We start from the raw sequence: 26,109 nt of genomic DNA, 5'->3' as shown, positions 1-26,109 counted from the left end.
CTCTGGTATGCCAGTTGTCGCGCCAGCGGCACGGCTGGTTAGCTACGTTCGGAAGGGATAACCGCTGAAAGCATCTAAGCGGGAAGCCTTCTCCAAGATAAGAATTCCGTGAAACCTTCGAGTTTCTGAAGACTCCATGTAGATTACATGGTTGATAGGCCGGATGTGGAAGACCCGTGAGGGTTGGAGCTGACCGGTACTAACAGTCGAAAGGCAATCATACTTCACTTATCTTTCATGGTGAGTGGATATGCAAGTCCTTCTAGTGAAGCATCTAGCAGCAAGGAGCACTTGTTGACTGTAAGCGATCATATGAAATAGTTAAGCGTCCACCATCCGGTTCCCAAGCAACCACAAGCCATGCACACGAGCGTGTGTGTGATAATTGAAGATTTGCGGTGACCATAGCCTAGGGGAAACGCCCAGTTCCATTCCGAACCTGGAAGCTAAGACCTAGCACGGCGATGGTACTGCACTCGTTAGGGTGTGGGAGAGTAGCACGTTGCCGCTATACACGATACAGAACCCTGGGTTCGAGCACAGCTCCCCAGGGTTCAACCACACCCACACACAACCACAGCACCAATGAGAGTGAATAGGCAAAACGTGGGTCTTTGTGGTGTGTCTGTTTTTCCCGCTCTATTTTTCTGATGCCGAATCTGTGTTCCTCGGCGTTGATACCGCCATCCACAAGTATTATGTTATTATCCGTAAGATATACAACATGTACAATATAGATTCTTAACTGCATATGAGCACCAACTTGTACAGCAGTAGGTTTTGATTTTTACGATATGGCGAATGAGGAAAAGTATGTGTGGTATCGCAGGATTTATTCAAGATTTGGATTCCGACTCTCAGCGAAAGATTGTTACGGACATGACAGATGTCATAGCTCATCGCGGTCCTGATTCAGCTGGGGTTTTCACGGATGGACATGCCGCTCTTGGTTTTCGCAGATTAGGTATCATCGATCTGGATGGTGGAAATCAGCCGATTTTTAACGAGGATGATTCTCTTGCAATAACCTTCAATGGTGAAATGTATAATTACCGACCCTTAAGAGATCAGCTTATTGGGCTTGGACATACCTTCACCACACATTCCGATACGGAGGTTGTACTCCATGGGTATGAGCAATGGGGTGCAGAGGTTTTACATCGGATTCGCGGCATGTTCGCTTTCGTCATTTGGGATACCAAGGCACATGCACTCTTTGGGGCGAGAGATCCCTTCGGAATTAAACCCTTCTACTATGCTCATGGGAATGGCGTATTTATGTATGCGTCAGAAATTAAAAGCATGCTGCAACATCCACAATTCGTGAAAGAGCTGAATCCCCAAGCACTCAGGCCATATTTGACTTTCCAATATCCAGCAATTGAAGAGACCTTTTTCAAAGGTGTGTTCAAACTCAAAGAAGGCCATTACTTTACCTATGTTGATGGCAATATGGAAATCAGCCGATATTATGACTCAGAATTTATCGAAACGCAGCAAACTCTTGAACAGACCGTAGAAGAAATTGATTCCGCAGTACTGGATTCGGTGCAGGCGCAGAAGATTGCTGATGTAGAGGTCGGTTCTTTCCTTTCGAGTGGCGTGGATTCAAGTTATGTTGCGGCCGTTACACGACCCGAGCATACATATTCGATTGGTTTTAGCGGTGGGAGATTCGACGAATCGGTTCAGGCAAGGGAACTTGCGCAATCTTTGAAACTCAATAATGTGTCCGAGAGTATTGATGGTGACAAGGCATTCAGGTACTTTCCTCAGATTCTGTGGCACCTCGATGAGCCTGATTCCAATCCATCATGTGTCCCGTTGTTCTTTCTCTCCGAGCTAGCTTCTCGGGACTTACGTGTCGTTCTGAGCGGCGAAGGCGCTGATGAACTGTTTGCGGGATACATCGATTACGGCGTTCACACCAAAACGAAATTCATCATGCGCACCACCAGGCTATTGCAAAGACTACCAAAAAAGCTTCGCCATCGAATAGCGGATATGGTAAGAGGCAGAAGTTTCCCTGGTTCAAAGCACATGTATGCAAATCTAGCGCCAGCCGAGCGATGCTTCATCGGACAGGCAAAGATCTTTGATGAAGCAGAGGCTGAGTCCCTGCTACAGGCGGACTTCCGTGATGCGCCCAGCGTGCAAGAGATCGTCGATCAAAGTTACGAACAAGTGAGGGGCTCTGGAATATCAGAACTCAAAAAGAAGCAATATCTTGATATACACCAATGGATGCCAGGCGATATTCTCTTGAAAGCAGACAAGATGACAATGGCGCATTCACTGGAATTGCGGGTGCCTTTTCTGGATAAAGAACTCATGAAAGTTGCAGGTCGTGTGCCAACGCGGTATCTCATTGCCAACGAACACACAAAATTTGCGTTCCGACAAGCGGCTGCCAGACATCTTCCTCACGTGTCTTCACATCGGAAAAAATTGGGATTTCCAGTTCCTATAAGGGATTGGTTACGTGATAAGAAATTCTATGCAATAGTTCGCTCCACCTTCGAACAGCCATACGTATCTCAGTTCTTTGATCAGACAGCGCTTCTTAAGCTATTGGATGAGAATTACAAGGGCCATATTGATGGACGACGCAAAATATGGACGATCTTTACATTCTTGACTTGGTACGATGTCTTTTTCATTCACGATGGTAAGAAACCCGAGCTGGTGTCTACCGATAATACAAAGAATACGAAGTGAACGAAGGCTGTTGAGTGTTGACTCAATATGCGGCTGTTGGAAGTTTTGGGTATGGACCGCAGATAACATCTCTGTGATCAATTTAGCTAATTGAATAGTTTCATACTGATGATGTTGTATCGGGAGACCAATCGATAAGGTTAAATCGAGTAAGAGCCAAACAGTGCTTTGATCCAGAGGAGGAACAATGAAGTTTTTGAATATTGGCACGACAGGCGTCCACGCTTCGCGCACGGCCCTTGGTGTCATGAGAATCGCGGATAAGTCTCAGGATGAGGCCGATGAGGTCGTGAAAACGGCATTGGATGGCGGCATCAACTTCTTCGACACCGCTGACGTGTATGCAGGCGGCGAGAGTTCACGCAGGTTTGGCCGCGCTCTCGACAATCTTGGAGTGAAGCGGACGGATGTTGTTTTAGAGACCAAGTTCGGCATTTCTCGAAATGATGAGGGCAGCATTACAGGATACGACTTCTCCAAGAAGCATCTCGTTTCAGCCTTGGACAAGGAACTGGAGAATCTGCAGGTAGATTATGTTGACTTTGCCCTGCTACACAGGCCAGACACTCTGGTCGATCTTGATGATCTGGCAGATGCTTTCCAAACTTTGCGTAATGCGGGCAAGGTGCACCACTTTGGCGTGAGCAATGTCAATCCTGGTCAGATTGATCTTTTGCAGAGCGCGCTCGATGAGAAACTCGAGGTCAACCAGCTGCAGTTTGGGCTTGGGCACACGGGCATGGTGCAACAAGAGATGCACGTCAATATGGGCGATCCTGCGAGTGTGGACCACGATGGTGGACTTATCTCGTATTCTCGTCTTCACAAGATGACCATTCAGGCATGGAGTCCTTTCCAATACGGATTCTTTGAGGGCGTGTTCCTTGGCAGTCCGAAGTTCCCCGAACTCAATAAGAAGCTTGAAGAGCTGGCAGACAAATATGGCGTTGATATCAGTGCCATTGCTGTGGCCTGGATTCTACGCCATCCAGCGAATATGCAGGTGCTTCTCGGCTCAATGACACCGGCTCGTTTGACCAAGATGATTGCAGGTGCCGATGTTGAGCTGACGCGGCAGGAATGGTATGACCTGTATGTATCCGCTGGCAACGACCTGCCGTAATAGGAGCTCCGACCTACGATAGCGGTATGCACTTTTTCACTCCACAACGATGCCAGACCACGTCGAAGATCATGTATCACGATAAAGCCATGGCAGAGCGAGCGGCTGACGAAAGCTTCGTCAGCCGCGGGGTGAGATTATGGGTATATCAATGCGAATATTGTCGAACATGGCATCTGACAAGTCGAGATCCAGCGACAACGCTGCCACATTACAGCATTGAGCGCTCACGAAAGCCCCGTTCCCGCAAACGAGGCTATAAACCGCGGTGGTAACTCGAGTTTTGTGGCAATTGCGGGGCATAAACGCCAAGAATTGGCTTTCACGCGTCATGTTTTCAACGTTGTGAGGTCTTTGCACGTTGAAAAGGCAACAAAACTCGTTACTTAACTTCCGAAGTGATGTCGAATCCCTGTTTCGGGGCAAATCTGACGATATCGTTCAGCTTAGATGGCTTAGCTGATGCGTTTTTCGCGATTTGAGAGCTGAACGCCTCGACTGGGCGGTCAGCATGACGCAAATCATAGTATTGGTGCAGAATATTATCAAAGTTCTTGAGTGATTGGGCAAACTCATCATCATCAAAATCAGTTGGGTATTGATTTTCGAAGAACTGCATGGATTGTTGCATGCGCGGCTTCAAAGCCGGCTTCTGTGCCGGTTCACCAATCGCAAGACCGAGTACGGGGAAGGTGAATTCTGGCAGGTGCAGGATGGTGATGAGTCTATTGAGATCGTTCAGGATAGAGCCAAGAATCACGCAGCCAAGTCCCAAAGACTCAGCCGCAGTCTCCATCGCGTGAAGTGCAAGAACAGCATCGTTCTGAGCCTGAATAAAGCGGTAGCTGGTCTTGAGGGCCAAGTCTTCAGACGTGATGTCGATACCTTGTTTGGCTGCAATTGTCGCATTGCGGCGCTGGTCGAGGATGAATACATATAGCAGGGGAGCTTCGGCGATGTAGCTCTGGTTACCGATGTCGGACAACTCCAGCTTAATGGCGGGATCGGTGATTCTCAAAGCGGACCAGGCATTCAGAAAGTTGCTGCTCGCGGCACGCTGTGCGACTCGCTCGAGTAGATCTGACGTTTCCTTGGATATTGGTTTTGGCTCAAAACGACGGATTGACCTGCGATTGAGCAGCGTAGCGATGGTGTCGTTGTTGCCAACGGTGTGACTGTTATGTTCAGGTGCCTCTCTTTGCAGGGGGTCGGAGACTTCCGATCTGCTGGAAGAGAGCGTTTGAGTTTCTTCGGACGATGAGGATGAATAGTTTGTTGCTTTCATTCATTACATTGTGCCAAGCTTTCATGAAAATAAAGGTGTGTGTCATATTATTTTTCTGAGAACGAAGAATGTTCAATGTTGTCTCTGTATGTCAACGCTGGTGAAAACTTCAGAATCCAAGGTCTTCTGAACAGGATGAGACGTAATCGCGCTTCATTTCAAAGGGTCAGCAAAGTTAAACATTGGTATGACTGCTTACTTCTATCGATTCGCAGAAAACGATTTTCAACGCGGGGAATCGCAACGCAGTCAAAAAAGAAATGCACAGATGACTGATGTCAATCATAGTGTTTCAAGAGTGCCATCTTTCGTTCCTTCCATCATTTTTGTCAGATGCACGAAATAGATTATTCAGGGTACTATCGCTGATGTAGTTAAGGGCTGATATCACACTGCAGATATCATTATTTTCAACGTTGAAGGGTGTGGGGAGCACTGCAAGGTGTGGCCATTCAACGCTACAAAAACTACGTATTGCGTGAACACATTTACACTTCACAAGGAGAAGCACATTCATGGTTGATGCACAGTTGTTCTCTCTCGCTGCCCAGCACAGCAGACCAGAACCATCCTCTGATTCGATCGTGCAGGGTGATCACTGGAGAATAACAGTTCTCACCTCACGATTACTGCGGATCGAATGGAATCCATCAGGCGTTTTTCGGGACCGCCCGACGCAGGTAGTGATGAATCGTGATTTCTCGGATGTACAGTTCCAGGTCGAGGATCAGGATGGATATCTCAACATCGAGACTGCGAATCTGCATCTGGTCTATAACCGGCAGCAATTCACATCAGGCGGTTTGTCCGTAACGGTCAAGGATGTGGATTCATCAGACAACAGTTGGTATTACGGTGTGCCATCCACACAGAATCTCAAGGGAACTGTGCGCACGCTTGATGGCGCCGACGGAGCGGTTGAGCTTGATGAGGGCATTCTCTCAAGAAACGGTTGGTCGGTTCTTGACGATTCCGGATCCATGGTGCTGACGGAGGACTCGAAAAATCCCTTCGGAACCTGGGTGAAGCCGAGGCAGGACGGCGTTATCGATCTCTACTTCTTCGGTTACGGTCACCGTTACAAGGATGCCATTCAGGATTATTACAAGCTCACGGGTTCAACCCCTCTGCTTCCACGCTTTGCACTCGGCAATTGGTGGAGCAGGTACCATCGCTATGACGAGAAGGAATACGAAGGTCTGGTTCAACGATTCGAGAAGGAAGAGATCCCTATCACCACGGCGGTCATCGATATGGATTGGCATCTGGTGAATATCGATCATCAATATGGCTCAGGTTGGACAGGGTTCACATGGAACAGGGAACTGTTCCCTAAGCCGAAGAGTTTCCTTGATTTTCTGCATGCACATGGTTTGAAGGCCACACTGAATGTGCATCCCAGAGATGGGATCAGAGCATACGAAGATGCTTACAAGAGCGTTGCTGAATATATGGGGATCGATCCATTATCGAAAAAGTCGGTCGATTTTGACCTGACCAACCCTAAATTCATGGAAGCTTATTTCGACCTTGTCTATCGTCCTCTCGAAGAGGAGGGCGTTGACTTCTGGTGGCTGGATTGGCAGCAAGGTGGCATCACCAGAATGGCGGGACTTGACCCGTTGTGGATGCTGAACTATCTGCATTATCTAGATTCGGCACATACAGGTCAGCGCGCACTCACCTTCTCTCGGTATGCAGGACCAGGATCGCATCGTTATCCAATTGGGTTCTCGGGTGACACGCTCGTTACTTGGGAGTCGCTGCGCTTCCAACCCTATTTCACGGCAACGGCGAGCAATATCGGCTATGGCTGGTGGAGTCATGATATTGGCGGGCATATCTTCGGGTATCGCGATGAGGATTTGGAAGCTCGATGGTATCAGTTGGGAGTATTCTCACCCATTCTCAGGCTGCATTCTTCGGATTCGCCTTTCAACGGCAAGGAGCCATGGAATTTCCATGGTGAGGTCAGAGAATCCATGAGCTATTTTCTACGTCTGCGGCAGCGTTTGCTGCCATACCTCTACTCGATGAATAGACGAGCAGCATATGACAATCTTCCGTTGGTCGAGCCGATGTACTGGAACTACCCTGAGCAGGGTCAGGCCTATCAGGTTCCCAATGAGTCCATGTTTGGAAGCGAGCTTCTGGTCGTGCCAATCACCAAGCCGACCGATAAGCATGCTCACCGAGGTGAGGTTGATGCTTGGCTGCCACAGGGCGAGTGGTTTGACTTCTTTGATGGTCGTCATTATCAGTCGCTTCCAGAAGCGGGTCGGCGTATGCAGATCTGGCGTGACATCCTGCATATGCCGGTCTTCGCAAAAGCGGGTGCCATCGTGCCCATGCAGAACATCGATTCGCATGAGGAGCGCATCAACAGTACTGAAAATCCGAAGAATATGGATGTGGTCGTGTTCCCGGGCGCTGACGGTCATTTCTCGTTGTGGGAGGATGACGGAGCCACCCAGGATCGGGTGCAATGGGCAAAGACTGACATGGTGCTGCACTGGGGCAAGGAAAATCGTGTGTCGGGTGACTGCTCGATAACGATTGATGCTGCCGATGGGCATACGGACAGTTTGCCGGCACGAAGGAACTGGAGAATACTTTTCAGAGGCGTGGAAGACTGCGACGCTGTGGTGACCCTAGACGGCAATCCGATCGATGCTGACAAAATCGAACAAGGCTATGATGCCGAAACGATGACAATAAGCATTGCCATCAAGGATTGCCCGACATCGAGCACCTTGACCATAGGTTTCGCCAATGTCGTTCAACTTGCGAATGATCCGACTGTTCACGACGCATACGAAGTGCTTAACAGGAGTGAGATGCTCTATCGTTCCAAGGATGAGGCATATGAGCTGATTCGTCAGCAGGGACGAGATGTGATTGCCAGCCTGGGGACGATTGAAAGGGATGCAAAATATTGCAACAATCCCGATGAGGTGTCGCATCTTCCGCATGCAGTGTTGGGAGCGCTTATAGAGGTTTTCTCTCGCAACTTATAAGGATGCGTCTGGGCGTGACTTCCGCGTCTTGGCATGTGGGCAATCCCTGGTTTACCAGGGATTGCCTTTTCGAATGCTTCCCGTGCTGGACCGCAGGATCAGTTGCGGTGTGAATACGCGTTGCGGCATGTTGATGCGTTCATCGTTGAGTAGCCTCAAGGTCATCTCTGCAGCAAGCTTCGCCATGTTCAAGGGATCCTGGCGGATCGTCGTGAGCCCTATGTCTTCGGCGAAGGTGCTGTCGTCAAAGCCGATGATAGAAATATCCTCCGGGACTCTGACACCGCTTCGCCTCAGCTGAAATATGAGTGGGATCGCAATGCTATCTTCCTGACAAACGATTGCAGTAGGCAAGGAATCCATTGCAATGATTTGCGACACGATATCTGCAACCTGATTGCGTGGCTCAGACGACATGATGATGCGTGGTCGGGGGAGTGACTGTTTTCTGCAGAGCTCCATGAATGCTTCCTTACGCCTTTGGACGCTGAAGAGCAAGGAATTAGCGGTTCGCGTCTGCACATACGTCAGTTGTCTGTGTCCGAGTGAAATGAGGTGCTTGACGGCAATCGTCTCGCCTTGACTGTCGTCAATCGATACGGAAGCCGAGAATGCGTTCGTGCTGGCTGAATTGATGCCAACCAAGGGAACATGGAGTGAGCTCAGACGGGTGACTTCGTTATCGTCAACATCGAACGAGTTGACGATAACGGCATCGGCGTTGCTGCGTGTGGGCAATGTGTCGAAGAAGACCTTGCGATCCTGACTGCTGTTGATTTGAAAGATGGAAAGATCATATCCTGCCGGATGAAACACATCGTTGAGACCTTCATTCACCGTTGCGTTGAACCAAGTGCTGCTGTGATCGCTGAGTAGTAATGCAATGCGCAGCGACATTCCAGATTTGAGAGCTGCCGCTGATCTTGAGATCGAGAAATTCAGCTGATTCGCTACTTTCACCACTGTTTCCCGAGTTGCTGCCGAGACCATCTCAGGATGGGTGAATGCGCGTGAAACCGTTGAAATTGATACGCCTGCCTTGTCGGCGACATCATGGATGGTTGCGCTCATTGTTAATCCTCAATTTCAAATCACACTATGTCGAATGCCTTAACGCAGCATGGCAACGATGCTCTGCTGCGTTGTCACGAACCCTCTCTGATCCGAAGGTTGGCTCAGGCACCACGTTTACTCACCACGGTGTGCAAACGTGGTGAGTAAACGTGATGCGATTTTGATTCTAGTCAGCAATCCATACGGTTACGTCTTGTGGAACCGTTCCATCTTGTGGCAGCCGGTGCGAGCTCAGCAGGACCGTTCCCTTTGGAAGCTCAACGGCTTCCTTGCCAAAGTTGGTTATGGAGATGATGTGATTGAATCCACTGTCCTCTGCTGCCTTTCGAGAGTACGCAATCACCTGCTCGCCACAATTGAGCCAATCAATCGTGGTCATTTGGGTTGGGGTGAGTAGTTGAGCACGCATTTCCAGGCACTTTCGATACAGAGTGAGCATCGAATCAGGATCGCCATCTTCGACGTTCACCGCGAAATCCTTGAACCACAATGGTTGTGGAAGGTGTGGATCGGCCGCGGCGGAACCATCAGGCTTGATGCTTGGCGAGAAGCCAAACGATGCACCGGCACCGAATGACTCATCCCAGCTGGCTTCATGCGGCAGATCATTGGAATCCCAAGGAAGTGGCACTCGGCAACCGTCACGTCCCTTGTCGGTAAAGTTGTTGCGCGTCTTGAACGGTGTGGGGTCTTCCAGCCGATTCCAGGCAATGTTGGCGACTTCAAACAGTCCAAGCTCTTCGCCCTGATACACATATACGGAGCCAGGGAGCGCGGTTTCCATCATGATTGCCGCTCTGGCGCGCTTCGTGCCGAGCGCACGATCTTCAAAGTAGCTGCTGCCATCGCGCAAAATCCAATCCTTGGCAAGCTGATGATGCGCCTGACTTGGAACCTGTGGCAAGCCATACCGGGATGCATGGCGTGGTACGTCGTGATTGCTCATGACCCACGTTGGAGTAGAGCCAGAACGTTCTGCAGCCTTGAGGCCTTCGGTTATGGCGGTGCGCATTGCCGTGCTGTCCCAGTTTGCCTTGGCAAACTCAAAGTTGAAGACCTGGCCGAGTTCGTCAGGCGAGGCATACAGGTACTGATGCTCGGGAACGACCCATGCTTCTCCAACCGCGAAGCGATGCGGCGTGTATTCGTTGAAAACCTGACGCCATTCGCGGTAGATGTCGTGAACCTGCGCGCGATCCCAGAGTGGATGTGTGCCATCGTGGCTCAGCGAATCGTGGACTGTCCAGCGAGAGAGATCCTTCATTGAGGCGCCATCAAGCTTCTTGGCCAAGCCGTGAGCAACATCTACGCGGAAGCCGTCAGCTCCATGGTCTGCCCAGAATCGCAAGGTCTTCTTGAATTCTTCATGTACTTCTGGATTGTTCCAGTTCAGATCTGGCTGTTCCTTTGCGAAGATGTGCAGATACCATTGGCCGTCTTCGACGCGTTCCCATGCAGGGCCGCCGAAGAGTGATCCCCAGTTATTAGGAGGCAGCTCACCGTTGGGACCAGAGCCTTCCTTGAATATATAGCGATCGCGTGCAGCGGAGCCACGGCCATCCGCAAGCGCCTGCTTGAACCAGACATGCTCATTGGAAGTGTGATTGGGAACAATATCGACGACGATCTTGATGCCTGCCTTGTGAGCTGCACGTTCCATCGTGTCAAAGTCTTCCATCGTGCCAAGTCGAGGGTCTACATTTCGGTAATCGATAATGTCGTATCCTCCATCGGCCAGAGCTGACGGATAGAAAGGAGAGAGCCAGATGGCATCAATGCCAAGAGCCTGAAGATAAGGCATCTTCTCGGTGACGCCGGCGATATCGCCCAGTCCATCGCCATTGACATCCTTGAAGCTTCGCGGGTAAACCTGATATACCACAGCTTGCTTCCACCAGTCATCTCTAAGATTGTTATCTGTCATGGTCTCTTTCTCCTCGCGGGTGGTTCCGGCGTTGTTACATGGTGAGCAGAGGGGCACACTGAACGGGACATGTGAACCTCATTGTTCGGGATGAATCATATGTTTCGTGATTGCAACCCAGAATGACAACGATAGCATTAATCAATGAAAATAATCAAATTTATGTTGAAATATATATATTTTTTTCATATACAACGTTTTCAAAAATAGCTGCCGTTGTTCTTCTTGGGCAAAGATGGCAAAATGTGCATCGCAAGTGTCGTTCTTTGGAGTCAACGAGAATTTCAACTTGCAATGCACATGTGTCTATGGGACTGCGCTACGACATCGTATTCATCATGCAGACGAAAGTCTGACGATGCATGTCGCTCAGCACGTGGCAATCATATTTCTTTATTGATCTGCGCTGTACAGATGATCCTTCTATTTGTTGGATTGGGCGATTTCATATTCTGAAGCCCATCCATCAACGAAGGAGTTCTTCACTGCGTTCCAGTCGCCGGTGCCTTGGGCATACTCAAGGAGCGAATTGCCGAGATTGGTCTTCCAGTCCTCGGTTGGAATATAGAGGAATGCCCAAGGCACATTCTGCTTTCCAGCTTCGTTGTAATCGTTGGCAGCCTGGACGATCGGGTTGTCTGTTGCATATTCTCCGGTGAAGGTCTTGAAAGGAGTGGTAAAGCCCATGGTTTTCGACCATGTCTCACGACCCTTGTCGGATGTGATGAGCCATTTCAGGAAGTCCTTGGTCGCCTTCTGCGATTCTTCGGAAGCTTGCTTGTTCACGCACCAGAAGGTTTCGGATCCTGTTGCTATTCCCTGGTTCTCTTCATCTGGGACCCCGGTGTATATCGGCAGGACGCCAACCTGCTCGGCCTCCAGGCCTCCCGAGACCAGATCGGGCCACGCCCATGATCCATTCTGGAAGAAGACCGCTTCGCCGGAATTGATGTCAGAAAGTGCGTCGTCCATCGTTTTTCCGCTGAGTTCCGTTGCCTTGACGGTGGTGTTCTGAATGTAGAGATCGGAGATGTTCTTGAACTGCTTCAGATATGTCCCGTGTATGGTCGCTGGTTGCTTGGTGATGGAATCCTTTTCGAATTCGTTGGCGAGTGGAATGTTTGCCAGATGAATGCTCCAGCGCCACATCGTCGATGGATCGAATCCCATGGAGGCGAATGCTCCCTTGAGACCAAGCGCGTCTTTATTGCCTTGAATCTCTTCGGCAACGGTCTTGAGAGTATTGAAATTATCGATTTCCTCTACAGAGGTGACGCTTGCTCCAGACATGTCAAAGTACTTTTGGAGCAAGTCTTTGCGATAGATGATGCCATAGGTCTCGGTAACGACTGGAACGGCCAGAACCTCACTGTCGTCGTCCGACTTCAATGCAAGCTTGGGATCATTGAGCTGTTTGTAAATTTCTGTGTCGCTCATGTCACCTGCGTAGTCCTTCCATGTATCCAAGCCAACCTGCCCAAGGACCTGGAACAGCGTCGGTGGCTGGTTCTTGGAGAGCTCGGATTTCAAGGATTGCTGATAGGTCCCGGATGCCGCTGTCTGAACGTTGAAGGCAACCCCGGTCTCCTCGGTGTACTCCTTGGCCAACGCCTTCATGCTTTCGGCTATCTCGGGCTTGTTGTTCAGATAATAGATGCCACCCGCTTTGGCTGAGTCGTCGGATCCTCCACAGCCTGCCGCTCCGATGATCAACATCGTCGCCAGTGATGCGGATAGTATCTTGTTCGTGTTTCTCATAAATGGTGCCTCTCTCTGGCTTTCTTGTGCTCGCATGAACCCGGTATGAAAGTGGATTTGCGACGAATGGATTTTCTGCTGGGAAGCGTCTCTGCCTGCATTGGCTCAAAATATTAACACTATGAATAAATTGTGATTGTGCATATTGCATGCACCGACCGCCAATTGGTTGGCTGGAAAATAGACATGACGGATGAATTCTATGATATCTCGGGCTTTACGGGGTATGACTGCGCTTGCATTAATAGTCAAAAAGAATGAGTACGCATGTCCGAATACTGAGACATGATGCAGGGCACCAATCAGAAAGCCAAAGAAAATGGGCGAAAGCAAAGGCCCGGTTCCTCGCAGATTTTGCAACATCCAATGTTTTGCATTAATGACAGCGTTTGACAAATTTAGTAATATTGGTTATGTTGTAAAAAATATTCCGCGTGATTTCTCAACACTGCCCACAGGCTCGAAAGATCAATGATGACTGTGTGCGTGGAGAGATCCATGTTGGGCTTTTGCCTTGCATATGCTGTTGAAATCCGCAGAGGTATTCATAGATATTTCTCAAGGAGGAGAAAGTGGGATCACAATGATAACAATGGTTGGCAAGGCGATACGTAAATGGTGGGGCGTTTTTGCGCTTCCAACATTTGCTGCCTTCGTCATAGGTTTTCTTATTCCGTTCGTGATGGGAATCTACCTCAGCTTTACAAAATTCACAACGGTAACCAATGCCAGATGGGTTGGACTGCGAAACTTCAGCGGGGTATTCAGTGACAAGGAATTCATCCATGCACTCATTCTTACTGTGGCGTTCACAGTTGTTACAACGATAATAGTCAATGTCGTTGGTTTCTCGATTGCTTATATGCTTACCAAGACACTCAAGGGCTCGAATCTGTTCCGTTCGGTCTTCTTCATGCCAAATCTGATTGGCGGTATCGTCCTCGGATACATATGGCTGCTGCTGCTGAATGGAGTTCTCTCATATTGGGGTCGCTCGATAACCTTCTCGGGAACCTATGGTTTCTGGGGAATGGTGCTGCTTGTATCCTGGCAACAGATTGGATACATGATGATCATCTATATCGCTGGATTGCAAAGTATGCCCGGTGATGTGATCGAGGCATCATCCGTTGATGGTGCCAATGGGAGCCAAACGATGTTTCAGGTGATCATCCCCTTGATGATGCCTTCCATCACCGTGTGTTCATTCCTGACAGTTACCAACGGCTTTAAGCTTTTCGACCAGAATCTTGCACTTACTAACGGTGCCCCATCGAATAATTCAGAGCTGTTGGCTTTGAACATATATCGAACGTTCTATGGACGTGTTGGATTCGAAGGTGTTGGACAGGCCAAGGCAGTGGTGTTCTTCATAATCGTTGCAGCAATCGTACTGATTCAGAATCGCCTGACCACCAGCAAGGAGGTGACGGCATGAGTGAAAGAATGAAGCATTCTGGGCTATGGGCCACCCTATTTGCAGCGATTTCGCTGATTTGGATATTTCCGATAGTTCTTGTGCTCATCAATTCGTTCAAGGACAAGACGTACATATCGCAAAATGCCTTTTCCATTCCGCTCGGAAAAGCATTCGTCGGCATGAGCAATTACACGCGTGGCGTTGAACGCACCAACCTCATAGAGAGCTTTGGCTGGACTGTGGTTGTGACGGTCGGTTCTGTCGCACTGATTCTGCTCTGCACATCCATGTGTGCCTGGTGGATTGTTCGAGTGGACAATGCCGCCGCTAAAACTCTGTATCTCCTGTTCCTGTTTAATATGATCGTTCCATTCCAGATGGTGATGTTCACTCTTTCCAAGATTGCGGATATGCTCAGTCTCAACACGCCATGGGGTCTATGGGTGCTTTATCTTGGATTCGGTGCCGGTCTTGCCGTGTTCATATTTACCGGTGTGGTCAAATCCATTCCGCAAGAACTGGAAGAGGCGGCGATGATTGATGGCGCCAGCGTGCCCCGAATCTTCTTCGAGATTGTGGTGCCAATCATGCGTCCTTCGATTATTTCCGTTGCGATTCTACAAACCATGTGGATCTGGAACGACTTCCTTCTTCCCTATCTGACCTTGGACATGAGCAAGTACAAGACCATGCCCATCGCCATTCAGTATCTTAAGGGTGGCTATGGCTCGGTAGATATGGGTGCCATGATGGGATGCCTGGTTTTGGCTATAGTTCCGATTGTTGTATTCTATATTGTCTGTCAGAAATACATAATCAAAGGTGTCATGGCAGGCGCAGTCAAGGGATGATTTCAATTCATTGGGTTACTGGCAACAAATCGTGGGTAACCCAATGAAAATCCTCAACATCATGGTCAACTCTGCAATTCTGCCGAGCATGGCAAGAGAGCGTTGAAGCACAAAACAGTGCTAGCTAAGGCAAGTTCCAATGGCGAAGGCTGTACGGAAGTGATCAGTTCACTGCAGCCGGCTACAGCTGGCGCTTCTTCTGCCTGTGCTTCACGAATGCGGCTGAGCCGATGCCTGAAAACTGCTGAACGGCGCTGGAAATCGCTGCAGAAAGACCGGAGAAGAGAATGGTCATAAAAATTCCCTGCCGGTCGTCGTCCACATCATCTTCGGAGTTCTTGGTGGTCTTGTTCCAAAACATTTTGAAGAGTTGGCCGATCAGCATTGCGGCAATCGCTGGTATGAGAATCTTTATGAGTTTATCCCCGACTGTTTCGGGATCATTCTCAACTTGTTCACGCATATCGTTGACCTTACTGTCGATGGTTCCCAACTGAGTGCCGACCTTGTCTGTCAGGTCTCTGAGCTTTGTCTCATCTGAATCCTTCATGTGACCATTATTCCACATTCAGTGTTGGAGAGTACAGTATAAACATGGCAAAATCCGTATGTATCGATAGCAAAGTTGCTTCGAGGTCGGGACTCATCGTTCTCTTGCGCCATGGTCAGACCGCGTGGAGCCTTTCTGGTCAGCACACTGGACGTACAGATATTCCTCTTACGGTGGAAGGCGAGAGACAATCCGTAGCAGCGGGGAAACGTCTACGAACGGTTTTTGCAGATCGGACTCCTGAATATGTATTCAGCAGCCCTCTCAAGCGTGCTCGTCAAACTGCCCTGTTTGCGGGACTGCATACGACTCAGCTCCTCGGCGACCTTATGGAATGGGATTATGGCCCTGCAGAAGGGCGCACCCGTGCCGATATTCGCAATGCGAACGGTAAGGAATGGAATCTTTGGCGGCAAGGCACAGAAGGAATCAATCGCGGGCTGCTGGGTGAATGGGAAACGACGCTTCCCAGTGGCGAACGGGTCATCGTCCGCAATGGTGAGGGAGAGACGTTGAGGCAGGTAGCGAGGCGAGCGCAGGGTGTCGTCGATGCCGTCGAACCGCTGGTGGCCGATGGCCAGATGGTTGTTTTGGTCGCCCACGCCCATATTCTGAGGATTCTGACCACCTGCTGGCTTGGACTTGACCCGTCTGCTGCGCGCCTCTTCAGAATGGATACGGCCCATTTTTCAACGCTTTCACAATACAAGGGCGACAACGTTATTCAGGTGTGGAATCAATAGGGCCCAATCGGATCGGAGATGACAATATTGGCATATATCGAGCTGTTTGACTCCCGAGATTGCCATATTGCTTCGAACCGCTCGGGAATCACGACGCTGAATCAGATCCGATCCGACCTGTGCTTGACCTGAGAATCAGTTTGGGTTCGTACGATTTTTCGGATTGCAAGACCTGCTCGCCTCTGATCAGTTTGAGGGTCATGCGAGCAGCTTCCTTTGCCATGCCACATGGGTCTTGGGCAATGGTGGTCAGACCGATTGAATCGGCATAGGTGCTGTTGTCGAATCCAATCACGGAAATGTCTTCAGGCACGCGAATTCCGCACCTGTTCAACTGGAATATTAATGGAATTGCGATGTCATCTTCTTGGCAGACGATTGCAGTCGGCTGAGTGTTCATGACGAGGATTTGTGAGAGAATATCGCTGATTCGCTGCGCCGAATCAAGATCGGATACGGTGATTACCTTGGGTTCTGGTATATCTGCATCAGCACAGTATCGCATGAATTCCAGTTTTCGACGTTCAACGCTGAAAAAGAGCGATGCCGGCGAACCAGTCTGTACATACATCATATTGGTATGACCTAGATGAATCAGATGCTTGGCTGACAACTGTGCACCAAGGACGTCATCGATGGCAGTGCTGGCTGTGTAGAGCCCTTTGCTTGCCGAATTGATTCCGATAAGAGGGACATGCAGAGACTCAAGCCTTGCTGCTTCTTCGCGTGCAACATCGAATGAGTTGACGATGACAGCATCGGCATTTCGTCGGGTAGGTAGTGTTTCGAAGAACTTGTTACGGTCCGAGCTATCTTTAATCTGATATAGCGAGATGTCGAAATCTGCGGGATGAAAAATCTCGTTCAACCCCTCATACACTGATGCGTTGAACCAGGAACTTGCAGAATCACTGATCAGCATTGCGATTCTGAGGGACAATCCTGATTTCAATGCGGTTGCCGAGCGCGATATTGAGAAACCCATCTGCCTGGAAATTCGCAGAATTTCTTGTCTGCGTTGTTGTGACACCATTTCTGGGTGTGTGAAAGACCGTGAAACTGTAGATATGGATACACCGACTTTTCTGGCGACATCGTTGATGCTCGGGTTCAAGATTCACGCTCCTCTGTGTGTATCTCGCATGATGCGTTGCGGTTTTCCAATGGTCGCTGAATCTGAAGCGAAGAATCAGCGAGAATGCAATGGCTCCCAATATGGCACCGATCATGAACTGGATGATATGGTATCGCAGCCTTGCTTGTGGAATAGACTATCGTGAATATCAAACAAATGTGAGGAGCTGTAGCGAATATGTTCGAACCTGATTCTGCCTTTATGAGAGGCTTGTCAACGACAGTCGACTCAATTTGGATTAACGTCCTGCTGATAGTCACAAGCATTCCCATAATTACGATTGGTGCATCCTTGACGGCTTCCTATGATGCCGCTCGCCGGTTGAACGAGGGAAGAGGCAATCTTACGGCAAACTACTTCCGTTCGTTTCGGCTCAACTTCGTTCAATCGACGCTGATATGGCTCCTGATTGGACCCGTCGGAGCGCTAATTGTGGGTAGCTGGATCTATATTCAGATCCTTCCGGTACTGATAATCAAGATTGCTTTGTCGCTATTGTGGATCATTGCCTTTTTGTGGGTGTGGCCTATGCAGGCGCGCTTTGAAAACAAGGTTTTCGGCACCATTGCCAAATCGCTTCTCTTTGGTATATCTAAAATCGGTGTGACTTTGGCAATGTTTGCCATCGATGCAGTGTATTGCGCGATTCTTATCGCATCGTGGTTTTTTATGCCCGGCGGTTTGTTCATATTGGTGCTTTTCGGCTATGGCGCGCTGGTGGTGTTGCACGTGCCGTTGCTGGAATATAGCATGAAGCAATATACGAAGCACAGCTGAGTCACACATAGAAATCTTCGTGTTGTATCAGTATGACTCAGCTGTGCGTGTAATGTGTGTGTCTGAATTGCAGCGTTATTGATTCTCTTGGGCCGTCTTGTATTCTGTGGCCCAGCCGTTGACGAACGCAGTCTTTACGCTTTCCCAGTTGCCCGTACCCTGAACATACTGGAGCATGGAATCACTGAGATTGGTCTTGTATTCGTCACTTGGGTCGTAAAGGAACGCCCAGTTGACATTCTTCTTTCCCTCTTTCTGATATTCCTCGGCCGCCTTCATGATGGGATTGTCGGTTTCGTATTTACCGGTGAAGGTCTTGAATGATGTTGTGAAGCCCATGGTATCTGCCCATGTCTTGCGACCATAGTCGGAAGTGATGAGCCACTTCAGGAATTTCTTGGTTGCGACCTGAGAAGCTTCTGGTGCCTGTTTGTTCACCGTCCAGAATGTTTCTGAACCTGTAGACATTCCATAATTCGTTTCCCCAGGAATGCCCATGTAGATTGGCAGAACTCCAATCTGATCAGCCTTGAGACCACCGGATTGCAAGTCTGGCCATGCCCATGAGCCATTTTGGAAGAATACCGCCGCACCTGTGTTGATATCTGATAGGGCATCGTTCATGGTCTTTCCACTCAGTTCAGATGCCTTGACGGTGGAATCTTTGATATACAGATCTGTGATGGCCTTGAACTGTTTCAGATATGTTCCCTTGATCGTGGCAGGTTGCTTGGTTACTTTGTCCTTGGCAAATTCATAGGCCAAGGGAATGCTGGCAAGATGCGTGTTCCAACGCCAGCTTGTCGAAGCATCGAATCCCATCGAGGTGAAGGCTCCCTTGAGGCCGAGCTTCGACTTATTTGCCTGAATTTGATCTGCGACTGTTTTTAAGGCGCTAAAGCTGTTGATGTCCTTGACATCTGTGATCGAGGCTCCTGGCATCTCAAAGTACTTCTGCAGCAGATCCTTGCGGTAGATGATGCCGTAGGTTTCGCTAACCACAGGAACGGCCTGCACCTCACTGCTGCCATTGAGCTTCAGCGCCAATGACTTGTCGGTGAGCTGCTTGTACATTTCAGTATCGCTCATGTTGGCAGCGTAGTCTTTCCAGTTCTCCAGACCAACCTGACCTAGCACTTGGAATAGGGTAGGAGGTTGACTTTTTGACAGTTCGGATTTCAGAGTCTGCTCGTAAGTTTGCGAGGCAGCGGTCTCAACAGTGAATTTGACGCCAGTCTCCTTGGTGTATTCCTTTGCCAGTGCCTTCATGCTGTTGGCGATTTCCGGTTTGTTATTGAGGAAATATATGGATCCTGCTGAATCTGAGCTATCGGAACTGCTGCCGCATGCTGCCATGCTTGAGATCATGGTGACGGCAACTGCTGCCGTAAGAACCTTTTTTACGATTTTCATGTAATGACCCTCCCCTAAGGTGCGAAATTCCCCAAATGACATTGTGTATTTTTCGCAATCCAGAACGAAAGCCTCCTTGCCTTCGTTTCAATGCAAACGATAGCTGTAGTTTTTCATTAAATCAAGCTGCAATCTTTTGCAATGGAATTGCTTGTTGTGTATGTGTGGTCTTCATGAGGCTTAACACTATATTTTCCAATAATTATTGATGACAGCGCTTGCAATATTTTTTCTGGCATCAGATTATCTATTGTCCAAATAGTGAGATCCCAGAAGCTGGGGTAGGGTGAGATCGCTGATATGAACGTTTGGACTTGGGGCAATGTGAGCGCTAACGATATAAACACTGGTTCATGATGGCTGCAAGCGTTTGACATTTTTATGAAATTTTGTTATTTTTTTCTTGGGTTTGGGTTCCTTGACAGATGTGTCAATAACGATATTTCTGCTGTTTTCTTCACTCCAGAACACGCGTGGAATTCATTCTGGGATTTTCTCAACGAGGAGGAAGTGAGCGATTTATGATAACGATGGCAGGAAAAGCAGTGCGAAAGTGGTGGGCATTATTTGTCCTTCCCACATTTGCTGCTTTTATCATTGGATTTGTAGTTCCCTTTATTATGGGTATTTACCTGAGTTTCACCAAGTTCTCCACGGTAACCAATTCAAGGTGGGTTGGATTGCGAAACTATCGAGGAGTGTTCAGCGATCCCGAGTTTGTCAATGCGCTTTGGAGAACCATTGCATTCGCAATCATTACGACAATCATCGTGAATGTCTTTGGATTCGCCATTGCATATTTCCTGACCAAGTCGATACGCGGTTCGAGTCTATTCCGCTCGGTGTTCTTCATGCCCAACCTCATAGGTGGCATCATTCTTGGTTATATTTGGCTTCTACTCATCAATGGTGTGCTCGCCAAGTGGGGCAGGTCCATCACCTTCTCGGGAACGTATGGGTTTTGGGGAATCGTGATTCTCGTTTCGTGGCAGCAGATTGGATACATGATGATCATTTATATCGCCGGATTGCAGAGTCTGCCGGGCGATGTTCTGGAGGCTGCTGCAGTTGATGGTGCTTCGAAAACGCAGACGCTGTTCAAAGTCACGTTGCCTTTGATGATGCCATCGATTACTGTGTGCACGTTCCTCACAGTCACCAATGGTTTCAAACTATTCGATCAGAATCTCGCATTGACGAACGGTGCGCCAGGAAACACATCTGAATTGTTGGCACTGAACATCTATCGAACGTTCTATGGGCGAATCGGATTTGAAGGCGTCGGTCAGGCGAAGGCAGTTGTGTTCTTCCTTATCGTTGGCGCCATAGTGCTTATTCAAAATCGCCTGACTACCAGTAAGGAAGTGGCAGCATGAATGACAAAGTCAAGCACGGTTGGTTGTGGACCCTGCTGTTTACGGTTATCTCGATCGTATGGATTTTCCCGCTCTTTCTCGTCCTTTTGAACTCGTTCAAAGACAAGACATACATTACCGTCAATGCATTCTCAATTCCCTTCAAGAAAACCTTCGTGGGATTCACCAACTACATCAATGGCATTGAGCAGACCAACCTGTTGGCCAGCTTTGTCTGGACAGTCGTCATAACGGTAGGATCGGTAGTGCTCATCCTGATCTGCACGTCAATGTGCGCCTGGTGGATCGTTCGTGTGGGAAATGCATCTGCCAAGACACTGTACATTCTCTTCCTGTTCAATATGATTGTTCCATTCCAGATGGTGATGTTCACCCTCTCGAAGATCTCCGACATGCTTGGTCTCAACACTCCGTGGGGCCTATGGATCATCTATCTCGGTTTTGGCGCTGGCTTGTCAGTGTTCATCTTCACCGGTGTCATCAAGTCAATACCTCAGGAGTTAGAGGAGTCGGCCATGATCGATGGAGCGAGCGTTCCTCGAATCTTCTTCCAGATCGTTGTTCCGATAATGCGACCTTCGATCATTTCCGTAGCTATTCTGCAGACCATGTGGATATGGAATGACTTCCTCCTCCCATATCTGACATTGGATATGAGCAAATACAAGACGATGCCCATAGCAATCCAGTATCTTCGTGGAGGGTATGGTTCGGTCGACATGGGAGCCATGATGGGCTGCCTGGTGCTGGCGATTATTCCCATTGTCGTTTTCTATCTGATCTGCCAAAAGTACATCATCAAAGGTGTGATGGCCGGCGCTGTGAAGGGGTGATACAGCAGGCCCAGTCAATGCACATGTCATAAATGACCATCCTCGGTCGGAAGGCTCGAGGTTGGTCATTTTTCTGTTCAACACTCAGAATGTTTCATAATCGGGAATAATAGTTTGCGTTCAGAAGTTGAGTGATGTAGGCTCAAGTTTTGGAAAGGCTGCGAGGTGCGAACTTCAGCAGCTGGTCGAGAACATGAGCGGGAAACCGTAGAAACAGGCATTGCGCCAGAACCGCGATGCACAACGACAACAGAAGGAATACATAACATGGCACGTGCAGTAGGTATCGATCTGGGAACCACAAATTCCTGCATTGCAACGCTCGAAGGTGGCGAGCCAACAGTAATCGTGAACGCAGAAGGCGCTCGTACCACACCATCGGTGGTTGCTTTCAGCAAGTCCGGTGAGATTCTGGTGGGCGAAGTCGCCAAGCGTCAGGCAGTCACCAACGTTGACCGCACCATCAGCTCAGTCAAGCGCCACATGGGCACTGACTGGACGGTAGACATTGACGGCAAGAAGTGGACTCCACAGGAGATTTCAGCACAGATCCTGATCAAGCTCAAGAGAGATGCCGAGGCATATCTGGGCGGTCCAGTCACTGACGCGGTCATTACCTGCCCTGCATACTTCAATGATGCACAGCGTCAGGCAACCAAGGATGCCGGCAAGATCGCTGGATTGAACGTTCTTCGTATCATCAACGAGCCAACGGCAGCAGCGCTGGCTTATGGTCTTGAAAAGGGCAAGGAAGACGAACGCATTCTGGTCTTCGATCTCGGTGGCGGCACATTCGATGTGTCCCTGCTGGAGATTGGCAAGGATGACGACGGCTTCTCGACCATTCAGGTTCAGGCGACCAACGGCGACAACCGTCTCGGCGGTGATGACTGGGATCAGAAGATCATTGACTGGCTTGTCGGTGAGGTCAAGAACAAGTATGGAGTTGATCTCGCCAAGGACAAGATCGCTCTGCAGCGTTTGAAGGAAGCCGCTGAGCAGGCTAAGAAGGAACTCAGCTCCTCGACTTCGACCAACATCTCAATGCAGTACCTGGCAATGACCCAGGACGGCACTCCAGTGCACTTGGACGAGACGCTGACCCGCGCACACTTCGAAGAGATGAGCTCAGATCTGCTTGGTCGTTGCCGCACACCATTCAACAACGTGCTCTCCGATGCAAACATTTCTGTCAACGACATCGACCACGTCGTGCTCGTTGGTGGATCAACACGTATGCCAGCAGTGCAGGAGCTCGTCAAGGAGCTTACCGGCGGCAAGGAAGCCAACAAGTCTGTCAACCCAGATGAGGTTGTGGCCGTTGGTGCAGCCGTACAGTCCGGCGTTATCAAGGGAGACCGCAAGGACGTTCTCTTGATTGATGTGACGCCATTGAGCCTTGGCATCGAGACCAAGGGTGGCATCATGACCAAGCTGATCGACCGCAACACTGCAATTCCTACCAAGCGCTCGGAAGTCTTCTCAACCGCTGAAGATAACCAGCCAAGCGTGCTGATTCAGGTCTATCAGGGTGAACGTGAGTTCGCTCGCGACAACAAGCCGCTCGGAACCTTCGAGTTGACCGGCATTGCTCCAGCTCCACGTGGCGTTCCTCAGGTCGAAGTCACCTTCGACATTGATGCCAACGGCATTGTGCACGTTTCTGCAAAGGACAAGGGCACTGGCAAGGAACAGTCTATGACGATCACCGGTGGCTCAGGTCTGCCAAAGGACGAGATTGACCGCATGGTCAAGGAGGCTGAGGCTCACGAGGGCGAAGACAAGCAGCGTCGTGAAGATGCAGAGACCCGCAACAATGCAGAGTCCTTCGCATACCAGACCGAAAAGCTCGTAACCGACAACAAGGCTAAGCTTTCCGATGATGTCGCCAAGGAAGTCACCGACAAGGTGAATGCCTTGAAGGAAGCCTTGAAGGGTGACGACATCGAGAAGATCAAGTCCGCTCAAACCGAGCTGACCACTTCTGCACAGAAGATCGGCGAGGCTCTCTACTCGCAGCAGCAGGCTGCCGGTGCGGCAGGTGCTGCCGGAGCTGGCGCTGGTCAGGCTTCTGACAATGCGGCAGGTTCATCCGATGATGACGATGTCGTAGATGCCGAGGTTGTGGATGACGACAAGAAGAAGGACGGCGAGTGATGTCCGATTTTGATAAGGACGATTACTTGCAGAATATGGAAGATGTCGAGTCGTTGAAGAACGACCCGGCATCTGCCGGTAAGTTGGGGCATGTCACCGATGAAAGTGATCAGACGCCAGCGTCGAGTGATGCACCCAGCGCTGCAGCGGATGAGGCTGCTGAAGGGCCCTCACCAGAAGCGGGGACGAACATAGATCCCAACGCTCCTTCAACCGGTTCAGATAATGCAAAGTCGTCAGATGATATGGGTTCTGAAGATGAAAAATCAGAATCGACCAGGTCTGGCAAGGATGAAGATTCTGAGCAAGGGGAACAATCAGCCGAAGCAGATACCGACGACGGGGAGTTGACGCCATTGGGCAAGGCAAAGAAGGAAGCCGCGGAATATCTCGAGGCGCTGCAACGTGAGCGTGCGGAGTTCGTGAACTATCGCAATCGTGCATTGAAGGAGCAGACACTGTTCCGTCAGCACGGCATCACCGATGTTTTGACGGCTCTGCTGCCCGCACTCGACGACATTGATCGCATTAAGGAACACGGTGAGATCGACAATTCCTTCAAGGCTGTTTCGACCAAGATTGATGCAACTTTCAAGAAATTTGGTGTCGAGAAGTTCGGTGAAAAAGGCGAGGACTTCGACCCGACCAAGCATGAGGCGATCTTGCACAAGCCTGATGCCGAAGCCGAGAAGGAGACCGTAGACACCGTTGTGGAGGCCGGATACCGAATCGGAGATCGCGTGATTCGTGCAGCTCGCGTTGTGGTCTCCTCTCCAAAGGAGAAGTGACGGCGGCGAGGCATCATCACACAGCATTGAGCTCACGTTCAAACAGTCCACAAAAGGAGATTACATGGCTGAGAATGAATGGCTGAACAAGGATTTTTACCGTGTCCTTGGCATCTCCAAGGACGCAAGTGCCGCGGAGATCACGAAGGCATATCGTAAGTTGGCTCGAAAATACCATCCGGATCTGAACAAGACGAAGGAGGCCGAAGAGAAGTTCAAAGATATTTCGGAGGCCTACGACGTTTTGAACAACAAGGAACAGCGCCAGAAGTATGATGCGATCCGTCAGTTTGGCATGGGAGGAGCCCGGTTCTCGGGCGGATCTGGGCAGGGAGGATTCTCTGCAGACTCATTCCAGGATATGTTTGGCACTATGTTCGGCAACGGCGGGGGCAACGGCGGAAACGTTCGTTTTACCACTTCGGGCGGCGGACAGCAGGGTGATTTCTCTGATATCTTCTCTGCGTTTGGTGGGGGAGCAGGCCACCGTCGTGCCGGATTTGGGAGTTCAGGTTTTGGCGGTTCCGCATATGAGCAGACTCGACAGGCTGCGCCTACCCAGGGCAAGGATCTGAAGTCGGATATCACCCTGACGTTCAGGCAGGCAGTCAAAGGCGCGACCGTTTCTCTGAGCGTAGGCGGTTCGAAGTTCAAGACTCATGTTCCTGCTGGTGTACATGACGGTCAGCGTATACGTTTGGCTGGCAAGGGTGCTGCCGGAAAGAATGGCGGTTCGCGCGGCGATTTGTACCTCAGTGTGCATGTGCGCACCGATCCGCAGTTCAGCCTTGATGGTCGCGATATCGTGATGTCCCTTCCCGTGACTGTAACCGAAGCCGCTTTCGGAGCGAAAGTGGAAGCGCTGGACTTCGATGGTGAGGAAGTCACATTCAAGCTCTCATCGGGAAGTTCTGCCGGAGATACAGTTCGCATCAAGGGCAAGGGCGTGCAATCGAGGCGTGGAAACGGTGATTTGGTCGCCAAGGTTGGAATCCGCATGCCTGGTCGTTTGAGCGTGGCTCAAAAGAAGGCATTGAAGGAATTCGAGAAGGCGAGCGACAGCTTTACTCAAAAAATTGCCGATGAGCGGTTGAATAAATAAGTTCAGTCAGCCGATTGACCGAGTGCCGGCGCGTGGCTCGGCGGCTGGTACATGGCTGACCTAGG

General features: G+C 49.8%; 20 protein-coding genes and 2 rRNA genes. 15 read left to right on the top strand and 7 right to left on the bottom strand.

The window, feature by feature from the left end; translation table 11 throughout:
• From BAQU_RS09905 to BAQU_RS10655, 5 genes are all read left to right on the top strand, one after another.
• Window positions 1-223 (top strand): 23S ribosomal RNA (locus BAQU_RS09905); the annotation flags it as partial.
• Window positions 224-394: 171 nt separating this feature from the next.
• A 5S ribosomal RNA gene (gene rrf / locus BAQU_RS09900) occupies window positions 395-511 on the top strand.
• A gap of 302 nt (window positions 512-813) precedes the next feature.
• Window positions 814-2,718, top strand: a complete 1,905-nt coding sequence (asnB, locus tag BAQU_RS09890) for an asparagine synthase (glutamine-hydrolyzing) (protein ID WP_094695237.1) — start codon at window positions 814-816, stop codon at window positions 2,716-2,718.
• A gap of 187 nt (window positions 2,719-2,905) precedes the next feature.
• Window positions 2,906-3,841, top strand: coding sequence for an aldo/keto reductase (locus BAQU_RS09885; RefSeq protein ID WP_094695235.1), 936 nt, complete (start codon window positions 2,906-2,908; stop codon window positions 3,839-3,841).
• 26 nt (window positions 3,842-3,867) lie between these two features.
• Window positions 3,868-4,116 (top strand): hypothetical protein, encoded by a 249-nt coding sequence (locus BAQU_RS10655; protein ID WP_094695233.1) that lies wholly within the window; start codon window positions 3,868-3,870, stop codon window positions 4,114-4,116.
• A gap of 107 nt (window positions 4,117-4,223) precedes the next feature.
• On the opposite strand, the gene BAQU_RS09875 is transcribed toward BAQU_RS10655, so the two are convergent.
• Window positions 4,224-5,126 carry a nitroreductase family protein gene (locus BAQU_RS09875; protein WP_094695231.1) on the bottom strand — a complete coding sequence of 301 codons (903 nt, stop codon included), beginning with the start codon at window positions 5,124-5,126 and terminating at the stop codon, window positions 4,224-4,226.
• Window positions 5,127-5,641: 515 nt separating this feature from the next.
• Between BAQU_RS09875 and BAQU_RS09870 the strand changes: the two genes are divergently transcribed.
• The gene (locus tag BAQU_RS09870) at window positions 5,642-8,143 is read left to right on the top strand and encodes a glycoside hydrolase family 31 protein (RefSeq protein ID WP_094695229.1); all 2,502 of its coding nucleotides are present in this window, start codon (window positions 5,642-5,644) and stop codon (window positions 8,141-8,143) included.
• A gap of 51 nt (window positions 8,144-8,194) precedes the next feature.
• Here the strand turns inward: BAQU_RS09870 and BAQU_RS09865 are convergent, their stop codons facing one another.
• The 3 genes from BAQU_RS09865 to BAQU_RS09855 all read right to left on the bottom strand — a co-directional run bounded on the left by BAQU_RS09865 (window position 8,195) and on the right by BAQU_RS09855 (window position 12,899).
• On the bottom strand, window positions 8,195-9,214 hold the full coding sequence (locus BAQU_RS09865; RefSeq protein WP_094695227.1) for a LacI family DNA-binding transcriptional regulator: 1,020 nt from the start codon (window positions 9,212-9,214) through the stop codon (window positions 8,195-8,197).
• Window positions 9,215-9,383: 169 nt separating this feature from the next.
• Window positions 9,384-11,141 carry a glycoside hydrolase family 13 protein gene (locus BAQU_RS09860; RefSeq protein ID WP_094695226.1) on the bottom strand — a complete coding sequence of 586 codons (1,758 nt, stop codon included), beginning with the start codon at window positions 11,139-11,141 and terminating at the stop codon, window positions 9,384-9,386.
• A gap of 423 nt (window positions 11,142-11,564) precedes the next feature.
• The gene (locus BAQU_RS09855) at window positions 11,565-12,899 is read right to left on the bottom strand and encodes an ABC transporter substrate-binding protein (protein ID WP_094695225.1); all 1,335 of its coding nucleotides are present in this window, start codon (window positions 12,897-12,899) and stop codon (window positions 11,565-11,567) included.
• A gap of 583 nt (window positions 12,900-13,482) precedes the next feature.
• On the opposite strand from BAQU_RS09855, the gene BAQU_RS09845 reads away from it, so the two are divergent.
• Window positions 13,483-14,337, top strand: a complete 855-nt coding sequence (locus BAQU_RS09845; protein ID WP_094695241.1) for a carbohydrate ABC transporter permease — start codon at window positions 13,483-13,485, stop codon at window positions 14,335-14,337.
• Window positions 14,334-15,170 carry a carbohydrate ABC transporter permease gene (locus BAQU_RS09840; RefSeq protein ID WP_094695221.1) on the top strand — a complete coding sequence of 279 codons (837 nt, stop codon included), beginning with the start codon at window positions 14,334-14,336 and terminating at the stop codon, window positions 15,168-15,170. Before BAQU_RS09845 ends, BAQU_RS09840 begins: the two co-directional genes overlap by 4 nt.
• 181 nt (window positions 15,171-15,351) lie before the next feature.
• Here BAQU_RS09840 and BAQU_RS09835 read toward each other — a convergent pair whose 3' ends face one another.
• Window positions 15,352-15,720 carry a DUF4235 domain-containing protein gene (locus tag BAQU_RS09835; protein ID WP_158215699.1) on the bottom strand — a complete coding sequence of 123 codons (369 nt, stop codon included), beginning with the start codon at window positions 15,718-15,720 and terminating at the stop codon, window positions 15,352-15,354.
• Between the two features lie 44 nt (window positions 15,721-15,764).
• Here BAQU_RS09835 and BAQU_RS09830 point away from each other — a divergent pair, with 44 nt between their 5' ends.
• Complete coding sequence (locus tag BAQU_RS09830) at window positions 15,765-16,463, top strand: histidine phosphatase family protein (protein WP_094695217.1); 699 nt, start codon at window positions 15,765-15,767, stop codon at window positions 16,461-16,463.
• Window positions 16,464-16,551: 88 nt separating this feature from the next.
• Here the strand turns inward: BAQU_RS09830 and BAQU_RS09825 are convergent, their stop codons facing one another.
• Window positions 16,552-17,577: a LacI family DNA-binding transcriptional regulator gene (locus BAQU_RS09825; RefSeq protein WP_094695215.1), complete on the bottom strand. Its 1,026-nt coding sequence runs from the start codon at window positions 17,575-17,577 to the stop codon at window positions 16,552-16,554.
• Between the two features lie 198 nt (window positions 17,578-17,775).
• On the opposite strand from BAQU_RS09825, the gene BAQU_RS09820 reads away from it, so the two are divergent.
• Window positions 17,776-18,375, top strand: coding sequence for a DUF624 domain-containing protein (locus BAQU_RS09820; protein WP_094695213.1), 600 nt, complete (start codon window positions 17,776-17,778; stop codon window positions 18,373-18,375).
• Between the two features lie 75 nt (window positions 18,376-18,450).
• On the opposite strand, the gene BAQU_RS09815 is transcribed toward BAQU_RS09820, so the two are convergent.
• On the bottom strand, window positions 18,451-19,788 hold the full coding sequence (locus BAQU_RS09815; protein WP_094695211.1) for an ABC transporter substrate-binding protein: 1,338 nt from the start codon (window positions 19,786-19,788) through the stop codon (window positions 18,451-18,453).
• 521 nt (window positions 19,789-20,309) lie between these two features.
• Here BAQU_RS09815 and BAQU_RS09810 point away from each other — a divergent pair.
• The 5 genes from BAQU_RS09810 (at window position 20,310) to BAQU_RS09790 (ending at window position 26,044) form a co-directional block, all read left to right on the top strand.
• The gene (locus BAQU_RS09810; protein ID WP_094695209.1) at window positions 20,310-21,164 is read left to right on the top strand and encodes a carbohydrate ABC transporter permease; all 855 of its coding nucleotides are present in this window, start codon (window positions 20,310-20,312) and stop codon (window positions 21,162-21,164) included.
• Window positions 21,161-21,997, top strand: coding sequence for a carbohydrate ABC transporter permease (locus BAQU_RS09805; protein ID WP_094695208.1), 837 nt, complete (start codon window positions 21,161-21,163; stop codon window positions 21,995-21,997). The genes BAQU_RS09810 and BAQU_RS09805 overlap by 4 nt, the downstream gene beginning before the upstream one ends.
• A gap of 267 nt (window positions 21,998-22,264) precedes the next feature.
• Complete coding sequence (dnaK, locus tag BAQU_RS09800; RefSeq protein WP_094695206.1) at window positions 22,265-24,154, top strand: molecular chaperone DnaK; 1,890 nt, start codon at window positions 22,265-22,267, stop codon at window positions 24,152-24,154.
• Window positions 24,154-24,942 carry a nucleotide exchange factor GrpE gene (gene grpE, locus BAQU_RS09795; RefSeq protein WP_094695204.1) on the top strand — a complete coding sequence of 263 codons (789 nt, stop codon included), beginning with the start codon at window positions 24,154-24,156 and terminating at the stop codon, window positions 24,940-24,942. The genes dnaK and grpE overlap by 1 nt, the downstream gene beginning before the upstream one ends.
• Window positions 24,943-25,006: 64 nt before the next feature.
• Window positions 25,007-26,044 (top strand): DnaJ C-terminal domain-containing protein, encoded by a 1,038-nt coding sequence (locus BAQU_RS09790; RefSeq protein ID WP_094695202.1) that lies wholly within the window; start codon window positions 25,007-25,009, stop codon window positions 26,042-26,044.
• Window positions 26,045-26,109: the final 65 nt, after the last annotated feature.

It is taken from the genome of Bifidobacterium aquikefiri (assembly GCF_002259795.1).
In the GTDB taxonomy this organism is placed as follows: domain Bacteria; phylum Actinomycetota; class Actinomycetes; order Actinomycetales; family Bifidobacteriaceae; genus Bombiscardovia; species Bombiscardovia aquikefiri.
The sequence above is the reverse complement of the archived record's forward strand: the minus strand, read 5'-3'. Positions and strand labels throughout refer to the sequence as shown.

Excerpts from the sequence above, each read along its gene's own strand:
- BAQU_RS09810 (WP_094695209.1), top strand. The coding sequence starts at position 20,310 with ATGATAACGATGGCAGGAAAAGCAGTGCGAAAGTGGTGGGCATTATTT.
- BAQU_RS09790 (WP_094695202.1), top strand. The coding sequence starts at position 25,007 with ATGGCTGAGAATGAATGGCTGAACAAGGATTTTTACCGTGTCCTTGGC.
- BAQU_RS09870 (WP_094695229.1), top strand. The coding sequence starts at position 5,642 with ATGGTTGATGCACAGTTGTTCTCTCTCGCTGCCCAGCACAGCAGACCA.
- BAQU_RS09840 (WP_094695221.1), top strand. The coding sequence starts at position 14,334 with ATGAGTGAAAGAATGAAGCATTCTGGGCTATGGGCCACCCTATTTGCA.
- grpE (WP_094695204.1), top strand. The coding sequence starts at position 24,154 with ATGTCCGATTTTGATAAGGACGATTACTTGCAGAATATGGAAGATGTC.
- BAQU_RS09860 (WP_094695226.1), bottom strand. The coding sequence starts at position 11,141 with ATGACAGATAACAATCTTAGAGATGACTGGTGGAAGCAAGCTGTGGTA.
- BAQU_RS09855 (WP_094695225.1), bottom strand. The coding sequence starts at position 12,899 with ATGAGAAACACGAACAAGATACTATCCGCATCACTGGCGACGATGTTG.
- BAQU_RS09865 (WP_094695227.1), bottom strand. The coding sequence starts at position 9,214 with ATGAGCGCAACCATCCATGATGTCGCCGACAAGGCAGGCGTATCAATT.
- dnaK (WP_094695206.1), top strand. The coding sequence starts at position 22,265 with ATGGCACGTGCAGTAGGTATCGATCTGGGAACCACAAATTCCTGCATT.
- BAQU_RS09885 (WP_094695235.1), top strand. The coding sequence starts at position 2,906 with ATGAAGTTTTTGAATATTGGCACGACAGGCGTCCACGCTTCGCGCACG.
- BAQU_RS09830 (WP_094695217.1), top strand. The coding sequence starts at position 15,765 with ATGGCAAAATCCGTATGTATCGATAGCAAAGTTGCTTCGAGGTCGGGA.
- BAQU_RS09875 (WP_094695231.1), bottom strand. The coding sequence starts at position 5,126 with ATGAAAGCAACAAACTATTCATCCTCATCGTCCGAAGAAACTCAAACG.
- asnB (WP_094695237.1), top strand. The coding sequence starts at position 814 with ATGTGTGGTATCGCAGGATTTATTCAAGATTTGGATTCCGACTCTCAG.
- BAQU_RS09835 (WP_158215699.1), bottom strand. The coding sequence starts at position 15,720 with ATGAAGGATTCAGATGAGACAAAGCTCAGAGACCTGACAGACAAGGTC.
- BAQU_RS09820 (WP_094695213.1), top strand. The coding sequence starts at position 17,776 with ATGTTCGAACCTGATTCTGCCTTTATGAGAGGCTTGTCAACGACAGTC.
- BAQU_RS09805 (WP_094695208.1), top strand. The coding sequence starts at position 21,161 with ATGAATGACAAAGTCAAGCACGGTTGGTTGTGGACCCTGCTGTTTACG.
- BAQU_RS10655 (WP_094695233.1), top strand. The coding sequence starts at position 3,868 with ATGCACTTTTTCACTCCACAACGATGCCAGACCACGTCGAAGATCATG.
- BAQU_RS09845 (WP_094695241.1), top strand. The coding sequence starts at position 13,483 with ATGATAACAATGGTTGGCAAGGCGATACGTAAATGGTGGGGCGTTTTT.
- BAQU_RS09815 (WP_094695211.1), bottom strand. The coding sequence starts at position 19,788 with ATGAAAATCGTAAAAAAGGTTCTTACGGCAGCAGTTGCCGTCACCATG.